16 protein-coding genes are annotated in these 17,724 nt (G+C 31.4%); 9 read left to right on the forward strand and 7 right to left on the reverse strand.

The window, feature by feature from the left end:
- The first annotated feature begins 69 nt into the window (after window positions 1-69).
- From tsaE to Q0050_RS13060, 6 genes are all read left to right on the forward strand, one after another.
- On the forward strand, window positions 70-477 hold the full coding sequence (gene tsaE, locus Q0050_RS13035) for a tRNA (adenosine(37)-N6)-threonylcarbamoyltransferase complex ATPase subunit type 1 TsaE (RefSeq protein ID WP_298396601.1): 408 nt from the start codon (window positions 70-72) through the stop codon (window positions 475-477).
- 78 nt (window positions 478-555) lie between these two features.
- Window positions 556-1,749 carry an alanine dehydrogenase gene (locus tag Q0050_RS13040; protein ID WP_298396604.1) on the forward strand — a complete coding sequence of 398 codons (1,194 nt, stop codon included), beginning with the start codon at window positions 556-558 and terminating at the stop codon, window positions 1,747-1,749.
- A gap of 56 nt (window positions 1,750-1,805) precedes the next feature.
- Window positions 1,806-2,183, forward strand: coding sequence for a DUF4258 domain-containing protein (locus Q0050_RS13045; protein ID WP_298396607.1), 378 nt, complete (start codon window positions 1,806-1,808; stop codon window positions 2,181-2,183).
- 197 nt (window positions 2,184-2,380) lie between these two features.
- Window positions 2,381-3,103: a carboxypeptidase-like regulatory domain-containing protein gene (locus Q0050_RS13050; RefSeq protein ID WP_298396610.1), complete on the forward strand. Its 723-nt coding sequence runs from the start codon at window positions 2,381-2,383 to the stop codon at window positions 3,101-3,103.
- Entirely contained in the window at window positions 3,096-3,509 is a 414-nt protein-coding gene (locus Q0050_RS13055) for a hypothetical protein (RefSeq protein WP_298396613.1), read from the forward strand. Before Q0050_RS13050 ends, Q0050_RS13055 begins: the two co-directional genes overlap by 8 nt.
- The gene (locus tag Q0050_RS13060; protein WP_298396615.1) at window positions 3,502-4,116 is read left to right on the forward strand and encodes a hypothetical protein; all 615 of its coding nucleotides are present in this window, start codon (window positions 3,502-3,504) and stop codon (window positions 4,114-4,116) included. The genes Q0050_RS13055 and Q0050_RS13060 overlap by 8 nt, the downstream gene beginning before the upstream one ends.
- A gap of 103 nt (window positions 4,117-4,219) precedes the next feature.
- Here Q0050_RS13060 and Q0050_RS13065 read toward each other — a convergent pair whose 3' ends face one another.
- Window positions 4,220-5,260, reverse strand: a complete 1,041-nt coding sequence (locus Q0050_RS13065) for a PLP-dependent cysteine synthase family protein (RefSeq protein ID WP_298396619.1) — start codon at window positions 5,258-5,260, stop codon at window positions 4,220-4,222.
- A 69-nt stretch (window positions 5,261-5,329) separates the two neighbouring features.
- Entirely contained in the window at window positions 5,330-7,390 is a 2,061-nt protein-coding gene (locus Q0050_RS13070; protein ID WP_298396622.1) for a S9 family peptidase, read from the reverse strand.
- Window positions 7,391-7,674: 284 nt separating this feature from the next.
- Between Q0050_RS13070 and Q0050_RS13075 the strand changes: the two genes are divergently transcribed.
- Window positions 7,675-7,998 (forward strand): YbaB/EbfC family nucleoid-associated protein, encoded by a 324-nt coding sequence (locus tag Q0050_RS13075; RefSeq protein ID WP_298396625.1) that lies wholly within the window; start codon window positions 7,675-7,677, stop codon window positions 7,996-7,998.
- 61 nt (window positions 7,999-8,059) lie between these two features.
- Here the strand turns inward: Q0050_RS13075 and Q0050_RS13080 are convergent, their stop codons facing one another.
- On the reverse strand, window positions 8,060-9,085 hold the full coding sequence (locus Q0050_RS13080; RefSeq protein WP_298396628.1) for a low specificity L-threonine aldolase: 1,026 nt from the start codon (window positions 9,083-9,085) through the stop codon (window positions 8,060-8,062).
- A gap of 47 nt (window positions 9,086-9,132) precedes the next feature.
- Between Q0050_RS13080 and prfB the strand changes: the two genes are divergently transcribed.
- A protein-coding gene (gene prfB / locus Q0050_RS13085; protein WP_298396630.1) for a peptide chain release factor 2 occupies window positions 9,133-10,228 on the forward strand; the annotation gives its coding sequence in 2 pieces (ribosomal slippage) (window positions 9,133-9,195 and window positions 9,197-10,228; 1,095 coding nt in all).
- A gap of 27 nt (window positions 10,229-10,255) precedes the next feature.
- Window positions 10,256-11,485 carry a hypothetical protein gene (locus Q0050_RS13090; protein ID WP_298396633.1) on the forward strand — a complete coding sequence of 410 codons (1,230 nt, stop codon included), beginning with the start codon at window positions 10,256-10,258 and terminating at the stop codon, window positions 11,483-11,485.
- A 128-nt stretch (window positions 11,486-11,613) separates the two neighbouring features.
- On the opposite strand, the gene Q0050_RS13095 is transcribed toward Q0050_RS13090, so the two are convergent.
- From Q0050_RS13095 to Q0050_RS13110, 4 genes are all read right to left on the reverse strand, one after another.
- Complete coding sequence (locus Q0050_RS13095; RefSeq protein WP_298396636.1) at window positions 11,614-14,157, reverse strand: zinc-dependent metalloprotease; 2,544 nt, start codon at window positions 14,155-14,157, stop codon at window positions 11,614-11,616.
- Window positions 14,158-14,432: 275 nt separating this feature from the next.
- Window positions 14,433-14,933: a hypothetical protein gene (locus Q0050_RS13100; protein ID WP_298396641.1), complete on the reverse strand. Its 501-nt coding sequence runs from the start codon at window positions 14,931-14,933 to the stop codon at window positions 14,433-14,435.
- 145 nt (window positions 14,934-15,078) lie between these two features.
- Window positions 15,079-16,302, reverse strand: coding sequence for a porin (locus Q0050_RS13105; protein WP_298396643.1), 1,224 nt, complete (start codon window positions 16,300-16,302; stop codon window positions 15,079-15,081).
- Window positions 16,303-16,391: 89 nt separating this feature from the next.
- Window positions 16,392-17,720 (reverse strand): inorganic phosphate transporter, encoded by a 1,329-nt coding sequence (locus Q0050_RS13110; protein WP_298396646.1) that lies wholly within the window; start codon window positions 17,718-17,720, stop codon window positions 16,392-16,394.
- Window positions 17,721-17,724: the final 4 nt, after the last annotated feature.

Here is a 17,724-nt window from a genome sequence, read left to right on the forward strand (position 1 = left end):
TTTTTGTAATCAGTGTTGTATCGACTAAATTTGCAACACTGATTACTAAATAATTGAATACTACAACATATGGAAATTATATTTTCGTTAGATGAAATTGATCAAGTAGCAAAAAAAGTGCTATCAGAAAATCCTAAAAAAATCTTGCTTTTTAATGGTAATATGGGTGCTGGAAAAACAACCTTGATTAAATCATTAGCAAAAACATTGGGTGTAAACGGCGCAACAAGTAGCCCAACCTTTTCTTTAGTTAATGAGTATCATATAGCTAATAATCAGTATATTTATCATTTTGATGTTTACCGATTAAAAAAAGAATCAGAAGCCTTAGATATGGGAATCGATGAATATTTGTATTCTGGCAATTGGTGTTTTATAGAATGGGCCGAAAACATTCCGAACCTTATTCCTGACGAGCATTCTATTATTAAAATAGAAATTCTTCCCGACGGAAAAAGACACTTAACGTTGACCTAGATTAGTGTATAATTTTGATTTTACAATAGTTGTTACTATCATATTTTTTGTAACTTGTGCCATAATTCATTTGTAACTATGTCACTTACACCTTTTACAAAACAACAACTTCTACCACAAGAAGAGAAACTTGAAATTGCTCGTCATAAAAGCGAATTATTTATTGGTATTCCAAAAGAAACTAGCTACCAAGAGCGACGTATTTGCTTGACTCCAGATGCTGTAAATTCACTAACTTCCCACGGACATCGTGTGATGATGGAGGCTGGAGCAGGAGAAAGTTCTAGTTATACTGATAAAGAATATAGTGATGCTGGTGCTGAAATCACTAACGATACCAAAAAGGTGCTTTCGTGCCCAATGCTTCTCAAAGTTGAACCACCAACTATGACTGAAATAGAAATGATGAACCAAAATGCAATCATAATTTCAGCTATTCAATTAAAAACTAGAAAAAAAGAATATTTCGAAGCATTAACTAGAAAAAAAATTACAGCACTTGCTTTTGAATATATAAAAGATGAAGATGGTTCTTATCCTGCAGTGAAATCATTGAGTGAAATTGCAGGAACAGCATCGATATTAATTGCTGCTGAATTAATGATTAACAATCAATTTGGTAAAGGTTTACTTTTCGGAAATATTACTGGAGTGCCACCATCAGATGTTGTGATTCTTGGTGCTGGAACTGTTGGAGAGTTTGCTGCAAGAACGGCAATTGGTCTTGGTGCTAACGTAAAAGTATTTGATAATTCAATTACAAAATTACGAAGACTTCAAAATAATTTAAATCAACGCGTTTTTACTTCTACTATACAGCCCAAATCATTGTTAAAAGCACTTCGTCGTTGTGATGTAGCCATTGGTGCAATGAGAGGAAAAGATCGTTGTCCAGTTGTAGTTACGGAAACTATGGTTGAACATATGAAAAAAGGTGCTGTGATTGTAGATGTAAGCATCGATACCGGAGGTTGTTTTGAAACTTCTGAAATTACAACACACGAAAAACCAACATTCATTAAAAGTAATGTAATTCACTATTGTGTACCCAATATTCCTTCTAGATATTCGAAAACTGCTTCGTTATCAATTAGTAATATCATCACTCCTTACCTACTTCAAATTGCTGAAGATGGTGGAATAGAAAGTGCTATTAGATGCAATAAAGGGTTGAAAAATGGCATTTACTTGTACCACGGAATTTTGACCAACAAAGCTATTGGTGATTGGTTTAATTTACCTGATAGCGATATCAATTTAATAGTTTTTTAAATCATAATTATTGTCTAGATCATCGAGTTTAGCTTACATTTGCAAAAAAATTAAAAATGAAATTTTATCAAAGATTAGCCTATTATTTAGTTGGATTCGTTTTGGGCTCATTTGTGGTGGCTCTTGTTTTAACTGGGAAAGATACGCGTTGCAATTATTTTCCCAATGCTCGTGTTTTAAATGATTTAAGAAATAAACCTTTTAATTATAGTATTGAAGCATCAAGAAAATTATCTGAAGATTGGATTGATACCATTGATATTAAAAATACTTTAACCTATGGTGATGTAGACTTTGATAAAAGTAATGTTACTTACCAAAAAGGGAAATTATACATTATTGAAGGTAAAACTGTAAAAAACGATACGATTACCTTAAGAGTTATCAATTATCCTTCAAAAGCCGTTTTAGAGGATATCATTAGAAAAAAATAAGTTTATATAAATAGCAAAAAATAAATTAGAGTTCGATATCATTTCGGACTCTTTTTTTTTGTTTGATTTTCAGTGTTTTAAAACAAATAATTATCACTTTTCAAAATAGCAATTTTTATATCAATAATTTTTTTTGATTGTTATTCCAACCTTTCTTTTAAAAATCATCTCTATATAATAAACTAAATAGTATAAAGATGGAAAAAATTAACATTCAAATCAACCAACCATGCTCTGAAAATTTCAATACTTTTTCAAAAACTGAAAAAGGAGGTTTCTGCAAATCTTGTAATAAATCGGTAATTGATTTCACTAAAATGAGCGATGAAGAAATTATCAAATACTTTAGTGATCAAAAAGTTAAAACCTGTGGATTGTTTCTCGATTCGCAATTAAAAAGTTATTCGGATGTAGCTAAACAAAAACTAAATCCTTTTCTTTCTAGTATTTTTGGACTTTCACTCCTATCAATATTGGCTTTTACTACGAGTTATGCACAAGAAAAAAGTAGTAAATCTGAAGTAGTACAAAAAGAAAAAACTGCAGTTTCTAAAGAGTCAAATCAAATGGATTCAAATGATAAATTTACAGTTTCGGGTATAGTTTCTAATGAAATTGGACCTTTGGCAGATGTAAATATTTACGTAAAAAATAAAAACATTAGTGTTCAAACCAATTCGCAAGGCAAATTTACATTTCCGCAACAATTAACAACCGATGATGTATTAATAGTGTCTTATATTGGATATAAAAATCAAGAAATTAAAGTTTCAAGACAAAATCAATCGGATACTATCAATTTAAATATTAAGCTTGATACTTATGAGCGCATAATGTTAGGAGAAGTTTCAACTGATAAAATTTATAAATCTAAACGCACCGTTTTTCAGAAAATAAAATCTCTTTTTACAAATGACTAAGTGGTTTTTTTCAGCGCTTTTCTTTTTATTTCAAACAAATATTGAAGCTCAATTATCAGATTTTAAATCGGTTAATTTTGAAAATGCAGATAAAATTGCTTTGAATTTGAAAGGTGCTGATTTATCCAATTTGCCAGGTTTGGCCTATAATCTTACTAACAGTTTGACTTCTGATGTTGAGAAATTTAGAGCCATTTATACCTGGGTTTGCACCAATATTGAAAATGATTATTACGGTTATAGAAAAAATCATTCAAAAAGAGTAAAATTTCAAAAGGATACTATAGAACAATACAAATGGAATGCTGGGTTTAGCAAACAAGTCTTTATAAAATTGTTAAAAGAGAAGAAAACGATATGTACTGGTTATGCCTATTTGATAAAAAAACTTAGCAAATTTGGCTAATATTAAATGTGAACTAGTTGATGGTTATGGTCGAAATGAAAATACAGCAACCTCTGAATTGAAATTTCCAAATCATACTTGGAATGCGGTTCAACTCAACGATAAGTGGTATTTGTGCGATGCTACTTGGTCAAGTGGAGCCTTTAATTTGGGAAATTATGCTTTTGAATTTGATTACAATGATGGTTATTTTTTAGCAACACCTGAATTATTTGCAAAAGATCATTTACCAAATGATAGTTCTTGGTTATTATTGAATAATAGTATACCGATATCCGATTTTTTTAATTCGCCAATTATTTATGATAATGCTTATAAATATTCCATTTTCCCAATGGAACCAGCTTTAATGCGTTTGGAAGTAGAAAAAAGCAAAGAACTTTATTTCATCGTTAAAGATTTAAAAGGAATTGATGTAAATACTATTTATATTCAAATAAATTCTGGAAAAAATACGCAACTCATTAAACCAAAAATAGAACAATTGAAAAATGATACACTAAAAATAAAGTATTCTTTCGCCAAAGCTGGTTTGTATGATTTTCATATCAATATAAATAATCATCCGTTTTGTACCTATGTCATTTCAGTAAAAAAGAAAATTTAAAAATCATTTATTTTTTAAAATAATTTAGAAATTCGGTATTCAATGCCATAAAAAAACTCCAATGTTATATTGGAGTTTTTATTTTTATATAAAAAGCAAACTATTACTTGATAAATTCTATTTTTTGTACTTCTTCGGCATTGATACTGTCAAAGAACCCTTGTTCATTCATCCAATCGTCACTAAATACTTTACTCATGTATCTTGAACCGTGATCTGGAAAAATTACCACAACATTACTTTCAGATGTGAATTCACCTTCTTCTGCGAATTGTTTCACCGCTTGTAAAGCTGCACCAGATGTATATCCAACAAATAAACCTTCTGTTTTAGCTATTTCTCTTGTAGTATGTGCACTTTCTTCATCGGTAACTTTCATAAATTTATCTATTGATTCAAAATCGGTAGCTGTTGGAATTAAGTTCTTTCCTAAACCTTCAATTCTGTATGGATAAATTTCATCGTTATCAAATTCTTTGGTTTCGTGGTATTTTTTCAAAACCGAACCAAAGGCATCAACACCAAGAATTCTAATATTTGGATTTTTTTCTTTAAGAAATTTTGCAATACCAGAAATTGTTCCTCCTGTTCCGCTACAAGCAACTAAATGCGTGATTTTACCTGAAGTTTGTTCCCAAATTTCTGGTCCAGTTGTTAAGTAATGCGCATCAATATTTAATTGATTAAAGTATTGATTGATATAAACAGAACCTTTAGTTTCTTCGTGCAAACGTTTGGCTACATTATAATAAGAGCGTTCATCATCTGCAGATACGTGTGCTGGGCAAACATAAACTTTTGCTCCTAAACTACGAAGCATATCAATTTTGTCTTTAGACGATTTTGAACTTACGGCTAATATGCAATTATATCCTTTGATGATACTAACCATTGCTAAACTAAATCCTGTATTACCCGAAGTAGTTTCAATGATGGTATCGCCTGGAGTTAAAATACCTTTTCTTTCAGCTTCCTCAATAATGTATAATGCAATTCTATCTTTTGAAGAATGTCCTGGATTGAAAGCTTCAACTTTGGCATAGAAGTTACCTTCTAAATTCTCGGTTACTTTATGCAGCTTAATAAGAGGTGTGTTTCCTATCAATTCCAAAACATTATTATAGGCTTTTATTTCTTCTTTCATAAATAAAAAATTAGTGTCGGGGCAAATATTTAAAATTAGCTTGCCACAAAACCTTGCAAATTTAATAAATTAATTTTTAACTTTTTCTAAATCTAACAAAAAACTGAATTCTTTTGCAACTTCTTTAAGGGATTCAAACCTTCCAGATGCACCACCGTGACCTGCATCCATATTTACATCAAAATATAATTGATTAGAATTGGTTTTTAAAGCTCTTAATTTGGCTACCCATTTTGCTGGTTCCCAATATTGTACCTGAGAATCGTGCAATCCGGTAGCTATATATAAATTTGGATAATCTTGTGCTTTTACATTATCATAAGGTGAATAAGACAACATATACTCATAATACTTTTTAACGTTAGGATTTCCCCATTCGTCATATTCTCCTGTAGTTAACGGAATTGTTTCGTCTAACATTGTCGTAACTACATCAACAAAAGGTACTTGAGCAATGACACCATTATACAATTCAGGATTCATATTAATAATTGCTCCCATTAATAATCCTCCAGCTGATCCACCTTCGGCATATAAATGCTCAGCAGAGGTATACTTTTGAGCAATAACGTGTTTAGAACAATCAATAAAATCGGTAAAAGTATTTTTCTTTTTTAACAATTTTCCGTCTTCATACCACATTCTACCCATATCTTCTCCACCACGAATATGAGCAATAGCATAAATAAATCCTCTATCAAGTAAACTCAATCGCGTAGTTGAAAAATAAGGTTCCATTGTCATTCCGTAAGAACCATAAGCATATAATAAAAATGGATTTTTACCATTTAGCTCCACTCCTTTTCTATAAACCATTGAAATCGGAATTTTAGTTCCATCTTCGGCTGTAGCCCAAATACGTTCTTCGGAATAATTATTTTTATCAAATTTTCCTCCTAAAACTTCTTGCTCTTTTAAGATGGTTTTTTCCTTAGTTCGCATATTAAAATCAATCACCGATGACGGAATTGCCATTGATTGGTAGCCATAACGTAGAATTTCGGTATCAAAATCGATATTTGTAGTGGTATAAGCCGTATAAGTTTCTAATTCAAAAGGCAAATAATATTCTCCTTCTCCACTCCAAGGCATAATTCGGATTTTATTTAAACCATCAAATCGTTCAGAAACCACCAAATAGTCTTTAAATATATCAATACCTTCTAATAAAACGTCTTCTCTATGCGGAATTAAATCTACCCAATTATCTTTAGATGTTTTATTCTCAGGAGTTTTCATTACTTTAAAATTGGTAGCATCATCTTTATTGGTAACGATATAAAAACTATCTTCATAATGCGAAATAGAATATTCTAACTCACGCGTACGTTTTTGAAAAATTTTAAATTTAGCATCAGGCGTAGCTGATAAAAGTATTTGAAATTCAGATGTTAAGGTGCTTTCAGACGAAATAATGATGTATTTTTTAGATTTCGATTTATAAACCGACACATTAAAAGTATCATCTTTTTCAAAATAAACTACACTGTCGTCCTCAGGATTTGTTCCTAGTTTATGTTTGTAAATTCTATCAGGTCGTAATGTTACATCATCTTTTCTTGAATAAAATAACGTTTGATTGTCACTTGCCCAAGTTGCTCCACCAGTAGTGTTTTCAATTTTTAATGGCAGAATTTCGTTCGTTTCTAAATTCTTTATTTGAATTGTATATTGACGTCTAGAAACAGTATCAACACCATAAGATACCCATTTATTATCTTCACTAATGCTGATTCCGTTTAAATTGAAATAAGAAAATCCGCTAGCCATTTCGTTGCAATCAAACATGATTTCTTCCTCGGCATCTAACGAACCTTTTTTGCGAGAATGAATTGGATAATCTTTGCCTTTTTCAAATCTGGTGATGTAAAAATAACCATTATAAAAATAAGGAACTGAGGAATCATCTTCCTTAATTCGAGCTTTCATTTCTTCAAATAAATCCTTTTGAAAATCTTTGGTATGAGCTGTTGACTGATTGTAATAATCGTTCTCTTTGTTAAGATAATCAATCACTTCAGGATTTTCTCTATCATTTAACCAATAATAATTATCGGTTCTAACGTGACCGTGCTTTTCAAGAGTATGCGGAATTATTTTAGCAATGGGCGGTTGTATTTTTGTACTCATAATTGTATTAAAATTCAAAGCAAATGTATTGCAAACTAGTCTTTAATAAATGTTAACTATTGATATTGATATTAACATTGTTATTGACATTTTTTGTTCCACTATTTCATTATGCATGATTGTATATTGTATTGTTGTATATTGATTTTTGAAATTGATTTTTGAAATTGATTTTTGAAGTTGATTTTTGAAGTTGATTTTTGAAGTTGATTTTTGAAGTTGATTTTTGAAGATGATTTTTTAAGATGAATTTCCTAAATTTGCCTTACTAAATACTTAATATTATGTTTGGAGATATGATGGGAATGATGGGAAAACTTAAAGAAACCCAGCAAAAAATTGAAGAAACTAAAAAACGTTTAGATACGGTTTTGGTTGATGAAAAAAGTAGCGATAATTTACTCAAAGTTACGTTAACTGCCAATAGAACGATAAAATCAATAGAAATTGATGAAAGTTTATTGCAAGATAAAGAACAACTAGAAGATTACCTGATTTTAACTTTGAACAAAGCTATTGCAAAGGCTACCAATGTAAATGAAGCTGAACTTGCAGCTGTTGCAAAAGAAGGAATGCCAAATATTCCTGGAATGGATATGTTTAAATAAAGTCCAAAAATTAAATTTCAAATTCCAATTTTCAATAATTAAAAATTGGAATTTGGTATTTTTAGAATTGAATTTTAGCAAGTGCTTCCATAACATAGTTATGCATCACTTGTTTATAATCTAAGTGGGTTACTATTCTTAGTTTTCCGTGTCCCATTGAACTTATGTGGATGTTTTTTTGCTTTAATTTTTCAATCACCCATTTTTCTTCAAGACTTGCTCTCACTGAAAAAATAAGAATATTAGTTTCAATTGGTTCTACTTTTTCAACCCACGAAAGTGTGCTTAAAAGTTCGCCCAGTTCTATTGCTCTTTTGTGATCTTCCTCCAATCTTAAAATATTGTTTTGCAAAGCATACATTCCTGCAGCGGCCAAATAGCCCGATTGACGCATTCCACCACCTAAAATTTTTCTAATTCGCAAAGCACGTTTCATATCTGCTTTTGTTCCTAATAATAAAGAACCAATTGGTGCACCAAGTCCTTTAGATAAACAAACCGAAATAGTATCAAATAATTCTCCAAATTGTTTTGGATGTTGTTTTTTAGCGACCATTGCATTCCATAATCGTGCACCATCTAAATGGTATTTAAGATTATTTTCAACGCAAACTTGTTTGATTTTTTTCAGTTCACCAATTTCATAGCAAGCGCCACCACCTTTGTTAGTTGTATTTTCGATACTAACCAAAGTACTCAAAGGTGCGTGATAAAATTCAGGATCATTAATAGCATTTTTTACTAAATCAGCGGTAATCATTCCGCGTTTTCCGTCAACTAAACAGCAGGAAACGCCACTATTGAATGACGCGCCACCACCTTCATAATGAAAAATATGGGAATATTTATCGCAAATTACTTGTTCTCCTGGATTCGTATGAAGTTTTATTGCCGTTTGATTTGCCATAGTTCCACTCGGAAAAAACAAAGCTGCTTCCATTCCAAATAATTGAGCAACAGCAGCTTCTAGTTCATTTACAGTTGGATCTTGTTTGTATACATCATCACCTACTTTAGCATTAAACATAAACTGCAACATTTCGTTGCTTGGTTTAGTTACCGTATCACTTATTAAATTTATTTCCATATCAAATTCTGATGCATTATATTTGTGACTACAAAATTACATTATTTATGACAAATACCGAACAAATTAAAGGTATTGTAGAACGTCTTGGTGCGTTGAGGAGGTATCTTTGACATTGATGCCAAGCTTATCGAAATAAACAACGAAGAAGAAAAGACCTTCGCACCTGATTTTTGGAACAATGCCAAAGAAGCTGAAATTCTCGTCAGAAACCTTCGCTCTAAGAAAAAATGGGTAGAAGATTTTGAGAAAGCACATTCGCTTACTGAAGAACTTCAAATGACTTATGACTTTTATAAAGAAGGTGATGCTTCAGAAGAAGAGCTTGATTTGCAATTTGAACTTACAAGAACACATCTCGAAGACATTGAATTCAGAAATATGCTATCTGATGAAGGTGATAATTTGAGTGCTGTTTTGCAAATTACTGCTGGTGCTGGCGGTACAGAAAGTTGCGATTGGGCTTCAATGTTAATGCGAATGTATTTGATGTGGGCCGAAAAGCAAAAATTTAAAATAAAAGAATTGAACTTTCAAGAAGGAGACGTTGCCGGAATTAAAACCGTTACGCTAGAAATTGAAGGTGATTTTGCTTTTGGATATCTCAAAGGAGAAAATGGCGTACATCGATTAGTTCGAATTTCTCCATTTGATAGCAATGCTAAAAGGCATACTTCATTTGCTTCTGTTTATGTTTATCCTTTGGTTGATGATACTATCGAAATTGAAATCAATCCCGCTGATATTGAAATTACAACGGCGCGATCAAGTGGTGCTGGTGGACAGAACGTAAATAAAGTTGAAACCAAAGTACAATTAGTTCACAAACCAACCGGAATTCAAATTCAGTGCTCAGAAACTCGTTCGCAACACGATAATAGAAATCGTGCTATGCAAATGTTACGTTCACAATTGTATGAAATTGAATTAAAAAAACAATTAGCACAAAGAGCCGATATTGAAGCAGGAAAAATGAAAATTGAATGGGGTTCACAAATAAGAAATTATGTAATGCAACCCTACAAACTGGTCAAAGATGTTCGAACAGGAAAAGAAACTAGCGATGTTGATGGTGTAATGAATGGTGAAATTGACGAGTTTTTAAAAGCCTATTTAATGATGATGGGACAAAAAGAAGAGTAATCTAATTTAACTCAAACCAAAATATTTATGAAACTAACAAAAATCTATTTGCTCTTATTTTTCACCTCTATAATGGTGGCTCAAAACAAATATCAAAAAGGACATTATATTCTTAATAATGGTACTAAAGTTGATTGCTACATTAAAAATTATGACTGGAAAAACAATCCAACAAAAATTGAAACTAAGCAAACATTAGATTCTCAAAATATAGATATTACAATTCAAGAATGTAAAGAATTTTCTATTGATAATGAATCAAAGTTTATCAAACAAACAGTAGATATTGATACTTCTCCTGATGGTGGTTACAATACTTTAACGAAGTCCAAAGAGCCAATTTTTAAAAGTTTTACTGTATTTTTAAAAGTCTTAGTTGAAGGTAAATATTCCTTATACAACTTTGAAAGTGAAGCTATTTCAGAGCGCTTTTTTTATAAAGTTGATAATTCAGAAATTAAACAATTAGTTTATAAAAGATATATGAATTCTGACAGTGGTCAAACTAATGTTTACAGTAATGAAGCTTATAAAATTGAACTTAATAAAACGGTTACTTGTCCAGAAAACATAATTTTAAATGCTGCTAATTTAGAATATAGAAAAAATAAATTGGCAGATTTTTTTATTAAAGCTAACAGTTGTAACGGAATTGCAAATAATAGCTTCGCTGCTAAAGATAAATCCATTAAAGTTAATTTTAAACCTGTAATAGGAATAAATAATAGTTCCATTAATATTTATCGAAAATTCGGAAATATTAATGGTAGTCACGATTTATCAAAAGAAGTTTCATTATCCTTTGGTGGTGAAATTGAATTTATACTACCTTTTAACAATAATAATTGGTCATTCTATATTCAACCTACTTACAATACTTATGATGGAAATGCTACTCTATATTATCCACAATATATTACTCCGTATTATGCAGTTTCGGCTAATTTAAATTATTTAAATATTCCAATTGCAGGAAGAAGGTATTTTCATTTTTCACCTAAATCAAAGTTATTTCTTAATTTTGGTATGAATTTAACTTTTATAAGTAAAAAATCTGAACTTAATGTTGAAAGACAAGGAACTATAAATTACGAAGGTAATAGATTTAATTTCCTATTAGGAATTGGATATCAATTTAATAAAATAAGCATTGAACTTGTTCAGTATAGTAATTTAGAATTAAAAACGGTTTCAAATGAAGATGTTTCGGATACTTTCAAAAATATGTCATTAAACTTGAAATATAAATTGTTCTAAAAAAAGATTTGTGAAGTTAAAATAGTAACTTTTGGAAATCATTAATTGAAATACATTAACGGCTAAGTAAAAAAAATCCCCAAACGGTTTATAACTATTTGGGGATTTAAAATTTATAAGAATTTTGATTACCTATTCGGATTTAATGCTTTGTCAATTCTTGCCACTAAATCAGCAATATGAAATTTGCTTAATCTATCGGTTGCAGTTGTTGAAGCAATTTTTAATTGAGTTCTTAATTCAACCAAATGTCCTCTTGCAATCGAAGGTAAATCGGTATCGGCAATAACAATTCTTCTTCCGTTGAAATTGGCAGTTACATTTCTTTCTAAACTGATGGCATCAATTAATTTTGTTACAAAACCTTTTTGCAAATTTCTTCTGTATACATCAATGGCTGCATTAGTTTTTAATTCAGAAAAAATACCGCGCTTTAAATCTGTCATTAATTCATCTACAGAATAGTTTGCTTTGTTTAAAGAGGAAGTTTCTATTAATCGCGCCATTCTGTCAAGCGATAATACATTAGATAATGTTCCATCTTGAACACTTTTCATTAATTCTACTCCATTATCTGGACTAATTTTAGCGATAATATTTTGATCTAATAACCAAGTTGGCGTTTTAAATACTTGCTCATTTAAGAAAGCAACAGCTTCATTTTGGATAGCCGATGGAACCACTTCATATTCGTTTCCAACCATATCATAGGTTTTAGGATTTTCATAAATTCCACCAATATTTTTGGTAACGTGACCCGTATAGCGACGGAATTGACCTATTAAAGAATTGTATAAACCTTCTAGTTCAGAATAGTCCTCACCTTTTTCTTTGCTCCATTCAATTAAGTTTGGCAAAATTCTTTTTAGGTTTTTGATTCCATATTCTGATGCTTTCATTGCATTATCGCCCAAATCTTCAGTTTGATAACGTGGATCAAACGGACTTGATTCTGTACCAAACCATAATCTACGATTTTTATAAGCCTCTTTGGTCATTTCATTTAACAATGCTTTCTCAGCATCTTCTGATTTGGCATCATTAAAATAAGAATAACCCCATTTGATCGCCCATTTGTCGTAATCGCCAATTCTCGGGAACAAATCAGTAACACCATCTTCAGGTTGCGCAACATAGTTAAATCTTGCATAATCCATTATTGAAGAAGTATGTCCGTTTTTCTTTTGAAACTCCGGATTTCTTAGCATTTCTAAAGGCGTAGCGTTACTTGCACCCATATTGTGACGTAAACCTAGTGTGTGTCCAACTTCGTGAGCAGCTACAAATCGAATTAATTCACCCATTAATTTGTCATCAAACTTTTTATTTCTCGCTTTAGGTTCAACTGCTGCGGTTTGAATCAAATACCAGTCACGTAACAAACTCATAATATTGTGGTACCAACCAATATGACTTTCCATAATTTCACCTGTTCTTGGATCGTGTACATTTGGACCGTAAGCATTTTGAATTTCTGCTGCAAAATATCGTACAACCGAAAAACGAGCGTCTTCAAGACTCATTGTTGGATCGTTTTCTGGCCAATATTCGCCGCGAATGGCATTCTTCCATCCTGCAAATTCAAATGCAGCTTGCCAATCATCAATACCTTGCTTGATAAAAGGCTTCCATTTATCAGGAGTTGCTGGATCTAAATAATAAACAATTGGTTTTTTAGGTTCAATTAATTCTCCACGCTTTTGCTTTTCAGCATCTTCTGCATTTTTTGGTTCTAATCTCCATCTAACAGCAAAAATTTCTGAATCTGCTTTTTGAGAATCTTCTTCAAAAACATCATATCCATTGGCAAAATATCCTACTCTTTTATCAAAAGCACGCTTGCGCATCGGATTTTCTGGTAATAAAATAAATGAAGTATTTATTTCCATTGTAACCACTCCAGCATCTAACGCAGCAGGAAAATCAGTTCCAATTTTAGGCGTTGGATTTCTTGAAATTTGAGGAGCAACGGTTGAAAAAGTTTTTGTAGTTCTTATTTCAGTATTTATCGGAAAACTTTTTACAAATTGAATGAACGATTTATCTTTTTGAAAAGCCTGAATACTTAGCAATTGCTTGTTTACCGGATTCAATGAAAAAATTTGAGTATCCGAATCAAAAGCCGCTGTCATATCTATAACACTAGCTTCATTTTCTTTTCCTGATTCTGATTTTTTGTAGGCTAAAACATCGTAGATACCAATGATTGGATCAGCACTCGAATTTTTAACCGATTTTGTAATTGGCTTATTTTCATCAGGAGTTGTAATCACATACGTAATAGAACGTAATAAAATCGTGTTGTTCATTCCTTTCTCAAAACGCACCACTTGACGATTAATTTCTTCACCACCAAAAATTCCTCCACCAGCAGGTGTTTTAGAATATCTTGTAATGGTCATAATTTCTTTACCTAATAATGATTCAGAAATTTCAAATAAATATTTGTCACCAACTTTGTGTACATCAATTAAACCTTTTTGAGTTACAGCGGTAGAATCAATAACCTTTTTATAAGGTTTAGGCTCTTTTTTTGCATCTGGTTTTTTGGCTTCCGCAGCAATTGGTGGAGCTGGAGTGTTGCCTTTCTTTTTGTCATTCTTTTGTGAAAAACTTGTTGTATTTGACAAAAGAGCTAAACAAAAAATAATCTGAAGAGATTTTTTAATCATAAAATTTAGTTTAGTTAATTTGAACAAATATAATTTGAAAAAAGTTGAATTATTCGCAGTTAAATAAAGTTTAATAAAAAATTATGAATTTATTCGAAATATTAGCTTACTTTTGCATCGAGGATTCCGAAAGGAAGTTACACCTCACCACAATAGCCGATCGCTCCAGATCGGCTTTTGTATTTTTATATAGTTATTGAATAAAAAAAAGCCACCTTAATTAAGATGGCTTTTTGGTACTTTTAAAGGAAGTAAATACTTTTATCCCTTTCTAATTATTTCTTTTTTGCCTTAGCTTTCTTTTTAGCTTTAGCTTTTTTCTTTGCTTTTTCTTTCTTTTTAGCTTTGGCTTTATCCTTAGCTTTTTGTTTTTTAGCTTTCTCTTTCTTCTTAGCTTTTTTCTTTTTATCCTTATCGTTCTCTTTTTGAGTCTCTTTTTTGGCTACCGCTTTCTTTTTTGCTTTTTCTTTAGCTTTAGACTTTTTCTCTTTTTCTGAATCATTAATAATTTCAATGTTATCTGTATTTCCAGATGTAGCTTCCTCTAAAACTTCTTCTGCTTTTACTTCGGTTACTGTTGCTTCTTTAACAACTTTTGTTCTTGTTCGAGTTGGAGTCGCTTTTGGAGTTGTTGTTCTAGGCGCTCTAGTTCGTGTTTTAGGTTTTTCAGCAGCTACTTCTTCAGCTTTAGTTTCCGTCGAAACAATTGCTGACTCTTCTAAATTAGTTACTGCTTCTAAGTTATTCTCTTCTGTGTTTTCTGTGTTGTTCATCATTATGAGGTTATCTTATATTTATTTTGTGTAAATTCAATGTAAATTTATGTTAACAAAAATACAACATAAAACGATTATCCAATGTTAAGTTTTTGATTTGGCTGAAAACTTAACATTGGACATTAAAATTTGAAGTGCTATATTTTTATATACCTATCTCTATTTGAAAACGAACATACCAGTTATTTTTTGAAGTTCCATCATAGAAATCTAAAACATCATAGTTGATTTCGCCCTGAACTTTAAAGGAATGTTCCCAAATGTATTTGGTTAGTCCTAAACTAAACTGTTTAGTGTTTGGAGTAAGTTGCTCAATATCATTTCCAACTTTTTGAATAGAATATCTTCCTATAAATTCGTAATTGGTTTTTGTATTATAACTTAACTGGTAATCAAATCCATTGCCTACAAAAACATAATTTGATTCCGACAGATTTAACGGATTAAAAGTAACCGCATTGTCATTAGTAGTTCTTGACATATAACTTGTCATCGCAGCCCAACCATTGTATTTAAACATAGCATCAAGTAAAACTGACTTCATTGTTCGTGGTTCAAACAAATCATTTCCGAGTTGTCCTTGCGTTCGTCGTGCTTGGTTATTTTGCTGAAATGCACCCGATACCATTAACTTGGGTTTCTTTTCTCTAACAATATCTCCTTCAAAATTGGTTCCGTCTTTAGCGAAAGCACCAAAAGGAAACAACTCTGCTTTTCCGGTAATTGCAATTCCATCATCCGGATTATCAGTACTATTTCTGCCTTCACCTGAAGAAATTGCCGTTTTTAAATTATAGGAGAATTTATCTGTATACTCATTAATATTGTGGACTTGAAATCCAAAATCTCTATCAATTGTAAATCGAGCATTGTTAATTGTTCTATCGGTTAATTGCAATCCACCAGAAGAATTTACGCGTTGCCTATTTCCGGGTAACTTCGTTTGACCAAAACTAATATTCCAATGGTTATTTGGACGATAAAAAACAACAGCGTCACGAATAATATTTAGATTTTCACCTTCTTTGATTTCGCCAACATCGCCTGGCGCAAAAGATAATTGAATAGCATAAAGAAATTTTGGATTTCCAACATAACCATCAAAACGCAATCGCAAACGACGAATTTGTCCATCATAAGCGCCATTTTCACCATCATTTTCAATATAGGTAACCCTGTTTTGCATTCTAAATCGAATGTTCAATTGAAATAAACTATCAGGAGAAGTCAATCCTAATCCTTTTCCAAAACTATAATAAGGCAAAGCAGATAACTTTAAATCATTATCAATTTTAGATTGATTTATAGTAATTTGAGCACAAGAAAAATTTAAGAAAAGAATACAAATGAACGCGAAAAATAATTTCATTTATTTAGAATTTGATAGTAGCAAATATAAAAAAACTCCTAAAAAAGCATACTTTATTTAGGAGTTTATATAATGAATAGATAATTTGTCTAAAATAATTTAATAAAATAATACATTAGCGCGGCTAAAACAGCCGAAACCGGAATGGTTAAAACCCAGGCCCAAAGTAATTTCACGGTTACACCCCAACGTACAGCAGAAACTCTCTTGGTAACACCTACGCCGATGATCGAACCTGTGATAGTATGTGTTGTTGATACAGGAATTTTAAAATGTTCTGTTGTAAACAAGGTTAAAGCTCCAGCAGATTCGGCTACAACACCTTCAAACGCTGTTACTTTCGTAATTTTAGAACCCATTGTTTTTACAATTTTCCATCCACCACTTAATGTTCCTAAAGCGATAACTGTGTAGCAAGTTAACGGAATCCATTCGGGCATAACGCCATCAAAATGAACACCATTTGCATCGGACGGAAGTTTTACGTTTAGATCTAACCAATATCCAGATAAATCAAAATTCGGATTATCTTTAATAAATACTGCTACTGCAGCAGCAATAATTCCCATAACTTTTTGCGAATCATTTCCACCGTGACCTAAACTAAAGGCAGCAGAGGATAAAAGTTGCATTTTCTTTAAAACCTTTTCAGCCGTAGCTGTTGAAAAACTACTAAAGAATAAATTAAAGATGGCTAAACTATAAAATATAAAAGCAACTAAAAACCATTTAATATTGTGAGGTTCGGTAACAACGCTCCAAAAATGACTTTCAAATCTTGGTTTTTTAATATCTTCATAGTTCACCATAACAGAAACTAAAAACCAAGCTACTAAAACCATTAAAATAAGAGTCACGATTTTAGGATAAATATTTTTCTTAGAAGAATACATTAACCAAATCGACATAAAGTAAGAAATGATCATTCCTAATAGTGGAGCCAAAACGATAAATAAAATAACAATAAATACACCTGAAGGTAATAATTCACCTTCTTTTGCAACTTTATACCAATTTACAATTCTGAAACCAGCGTGTTCAACGTCGGTTACACCAGAAAAACCGTGTGCAACTGCAGCACCAGCAAATCCGCCAATAAGAGTATGTGATGATGAAGACGGAATACCTTTTAACCAAGTGATGATATTCCAAATAATTGCTGCAATAACACCTGCTAAAATTACAGTTAAATCAATACTACTCGTGTGTGCTGTTTTTGCAACAGTATCGGCTACACCAAATCCGAAAACCCAATAAGCTAAAAAGTTAAAAAATGCTGCCCAAAGAACCGCTTGAAAAGGCGTTAATACTTTAGTAGCGACGATGGTAGCAATTGAGTTTGCAGCATCGTGAAAACCATTAATATAATCAAATACTAAGGCAAGAAATATAATTACTATTAATAAAGTAAAATCCATAAAT

This window comes from Flavobacterium sp., from assembly GCF_027483985.1.
In the GTDB taxonomy this organism is placed as follows: Bacteria; Bacteroidota; Bacteroidia; order Flavobacteriales; family Flavobacteriaceae; genus Flavobacterium.

Excerpts from the sequence above, each read along its gene's own strand:
- tsaE (WP_298396601.1), top strand. The coding sequence starts at position 70 with ATGGAAATTATATTTTCGTTAGATGAAATTGATCAAGTAGCAAAAAAA.
- Q0050_RS13040 (WP_298396604.1), top strand. The coding sequence starts at position 556 with ATGTCACTTACACCTTTTACAAAACAACAACTTCTACCACAAGAAGAG.
- Q0050_RS13045 (WP_298396607.1), top strand. The coding sequence starts at position 1,806 with ATGAAATTTTATCAAAGATTAGCCTATTATTTAGTTGGATTCGTTTTG.
- Q0050_RS13050 (WP_298396610.1), top strand. The coding sequence starts at position 2,381 with ATGGAAAAAATTAACATTCAAATCAACCAACCATGCTCTGAAAATTTC.
- Q0050_RS13055 (WP_298396613.1), top strand. The coding sequence starts at position 3,096 with ATGACTAAGTGGTTTTTTTCAGCGCTTTTCTTTTTATTTCAAACAAAT.
- Q0050_RS13065 (WP_298396619.1), bottom strand. The coding sequence starts at position 5,260 with ATGAAAGAAGAAATAAAAGCCTATAATAATGTTTTGGAATTGATAGGA.
- Q0050_RS13070 (WP_298396622.1), bottom strand. The coding sequence starts at position 7,390 with ATGAGTACAAAAATACAACCGCCCATTGCTAAAATAATTCCGCATACT.
- Q0050_RS13075 (WP_298396625.1), top strand. The coding sequence starts at position 7,675 with ATGTTTGGAGATATGATGGGAATGATGGGAAAACTTAAAGAAACCCAG.
- Q0050_RS13080 (WP_298396628.1), bottom strand. The coding sequence starts at position 9,085 with ATGGAAATAAATTTAATAAGTGATACGGTAACTAAACCAAGCAACGAA.
- Q0050_RS13090 (WP_298396633.1), top strand. The coding sequence starts at position 10,256 with ATGAAACTAACAAAAATCTATTTGCTCTTATTTTTCACCTCTATAATG.
- Q0050_RS13095 (WP_298396636.1), bottom strand. The coding sequence starts at position 14,157 with ATGATTAAAAAATCTCTTCAGATTATTTTTTGTTTAGCTCTTTTGTCA.
- Q0050_RS13100 (WP_298396641.1), bottom strand. The coding sequence starts at position 14,933 with ATGATGAACAACACAGAAAACACAGAAGAGAATAACTTAGAAGCAGTA.
- Q0050_RS13105 (WP_298396643.1), bottom strand. The coding sequence starts at position 16,302 with ATGAAATTATTTTTCGCGTTCATTTGTATTCTTTTCTTAAATTTTTCT.
- Q0050_RS13110 (WP_298396646.1), bottom strand. The coding sequence starts at position 17,720 with ATGGATTTTACTTTATTAATAGTAATTATATTTCTTGCCTTAGTATTT.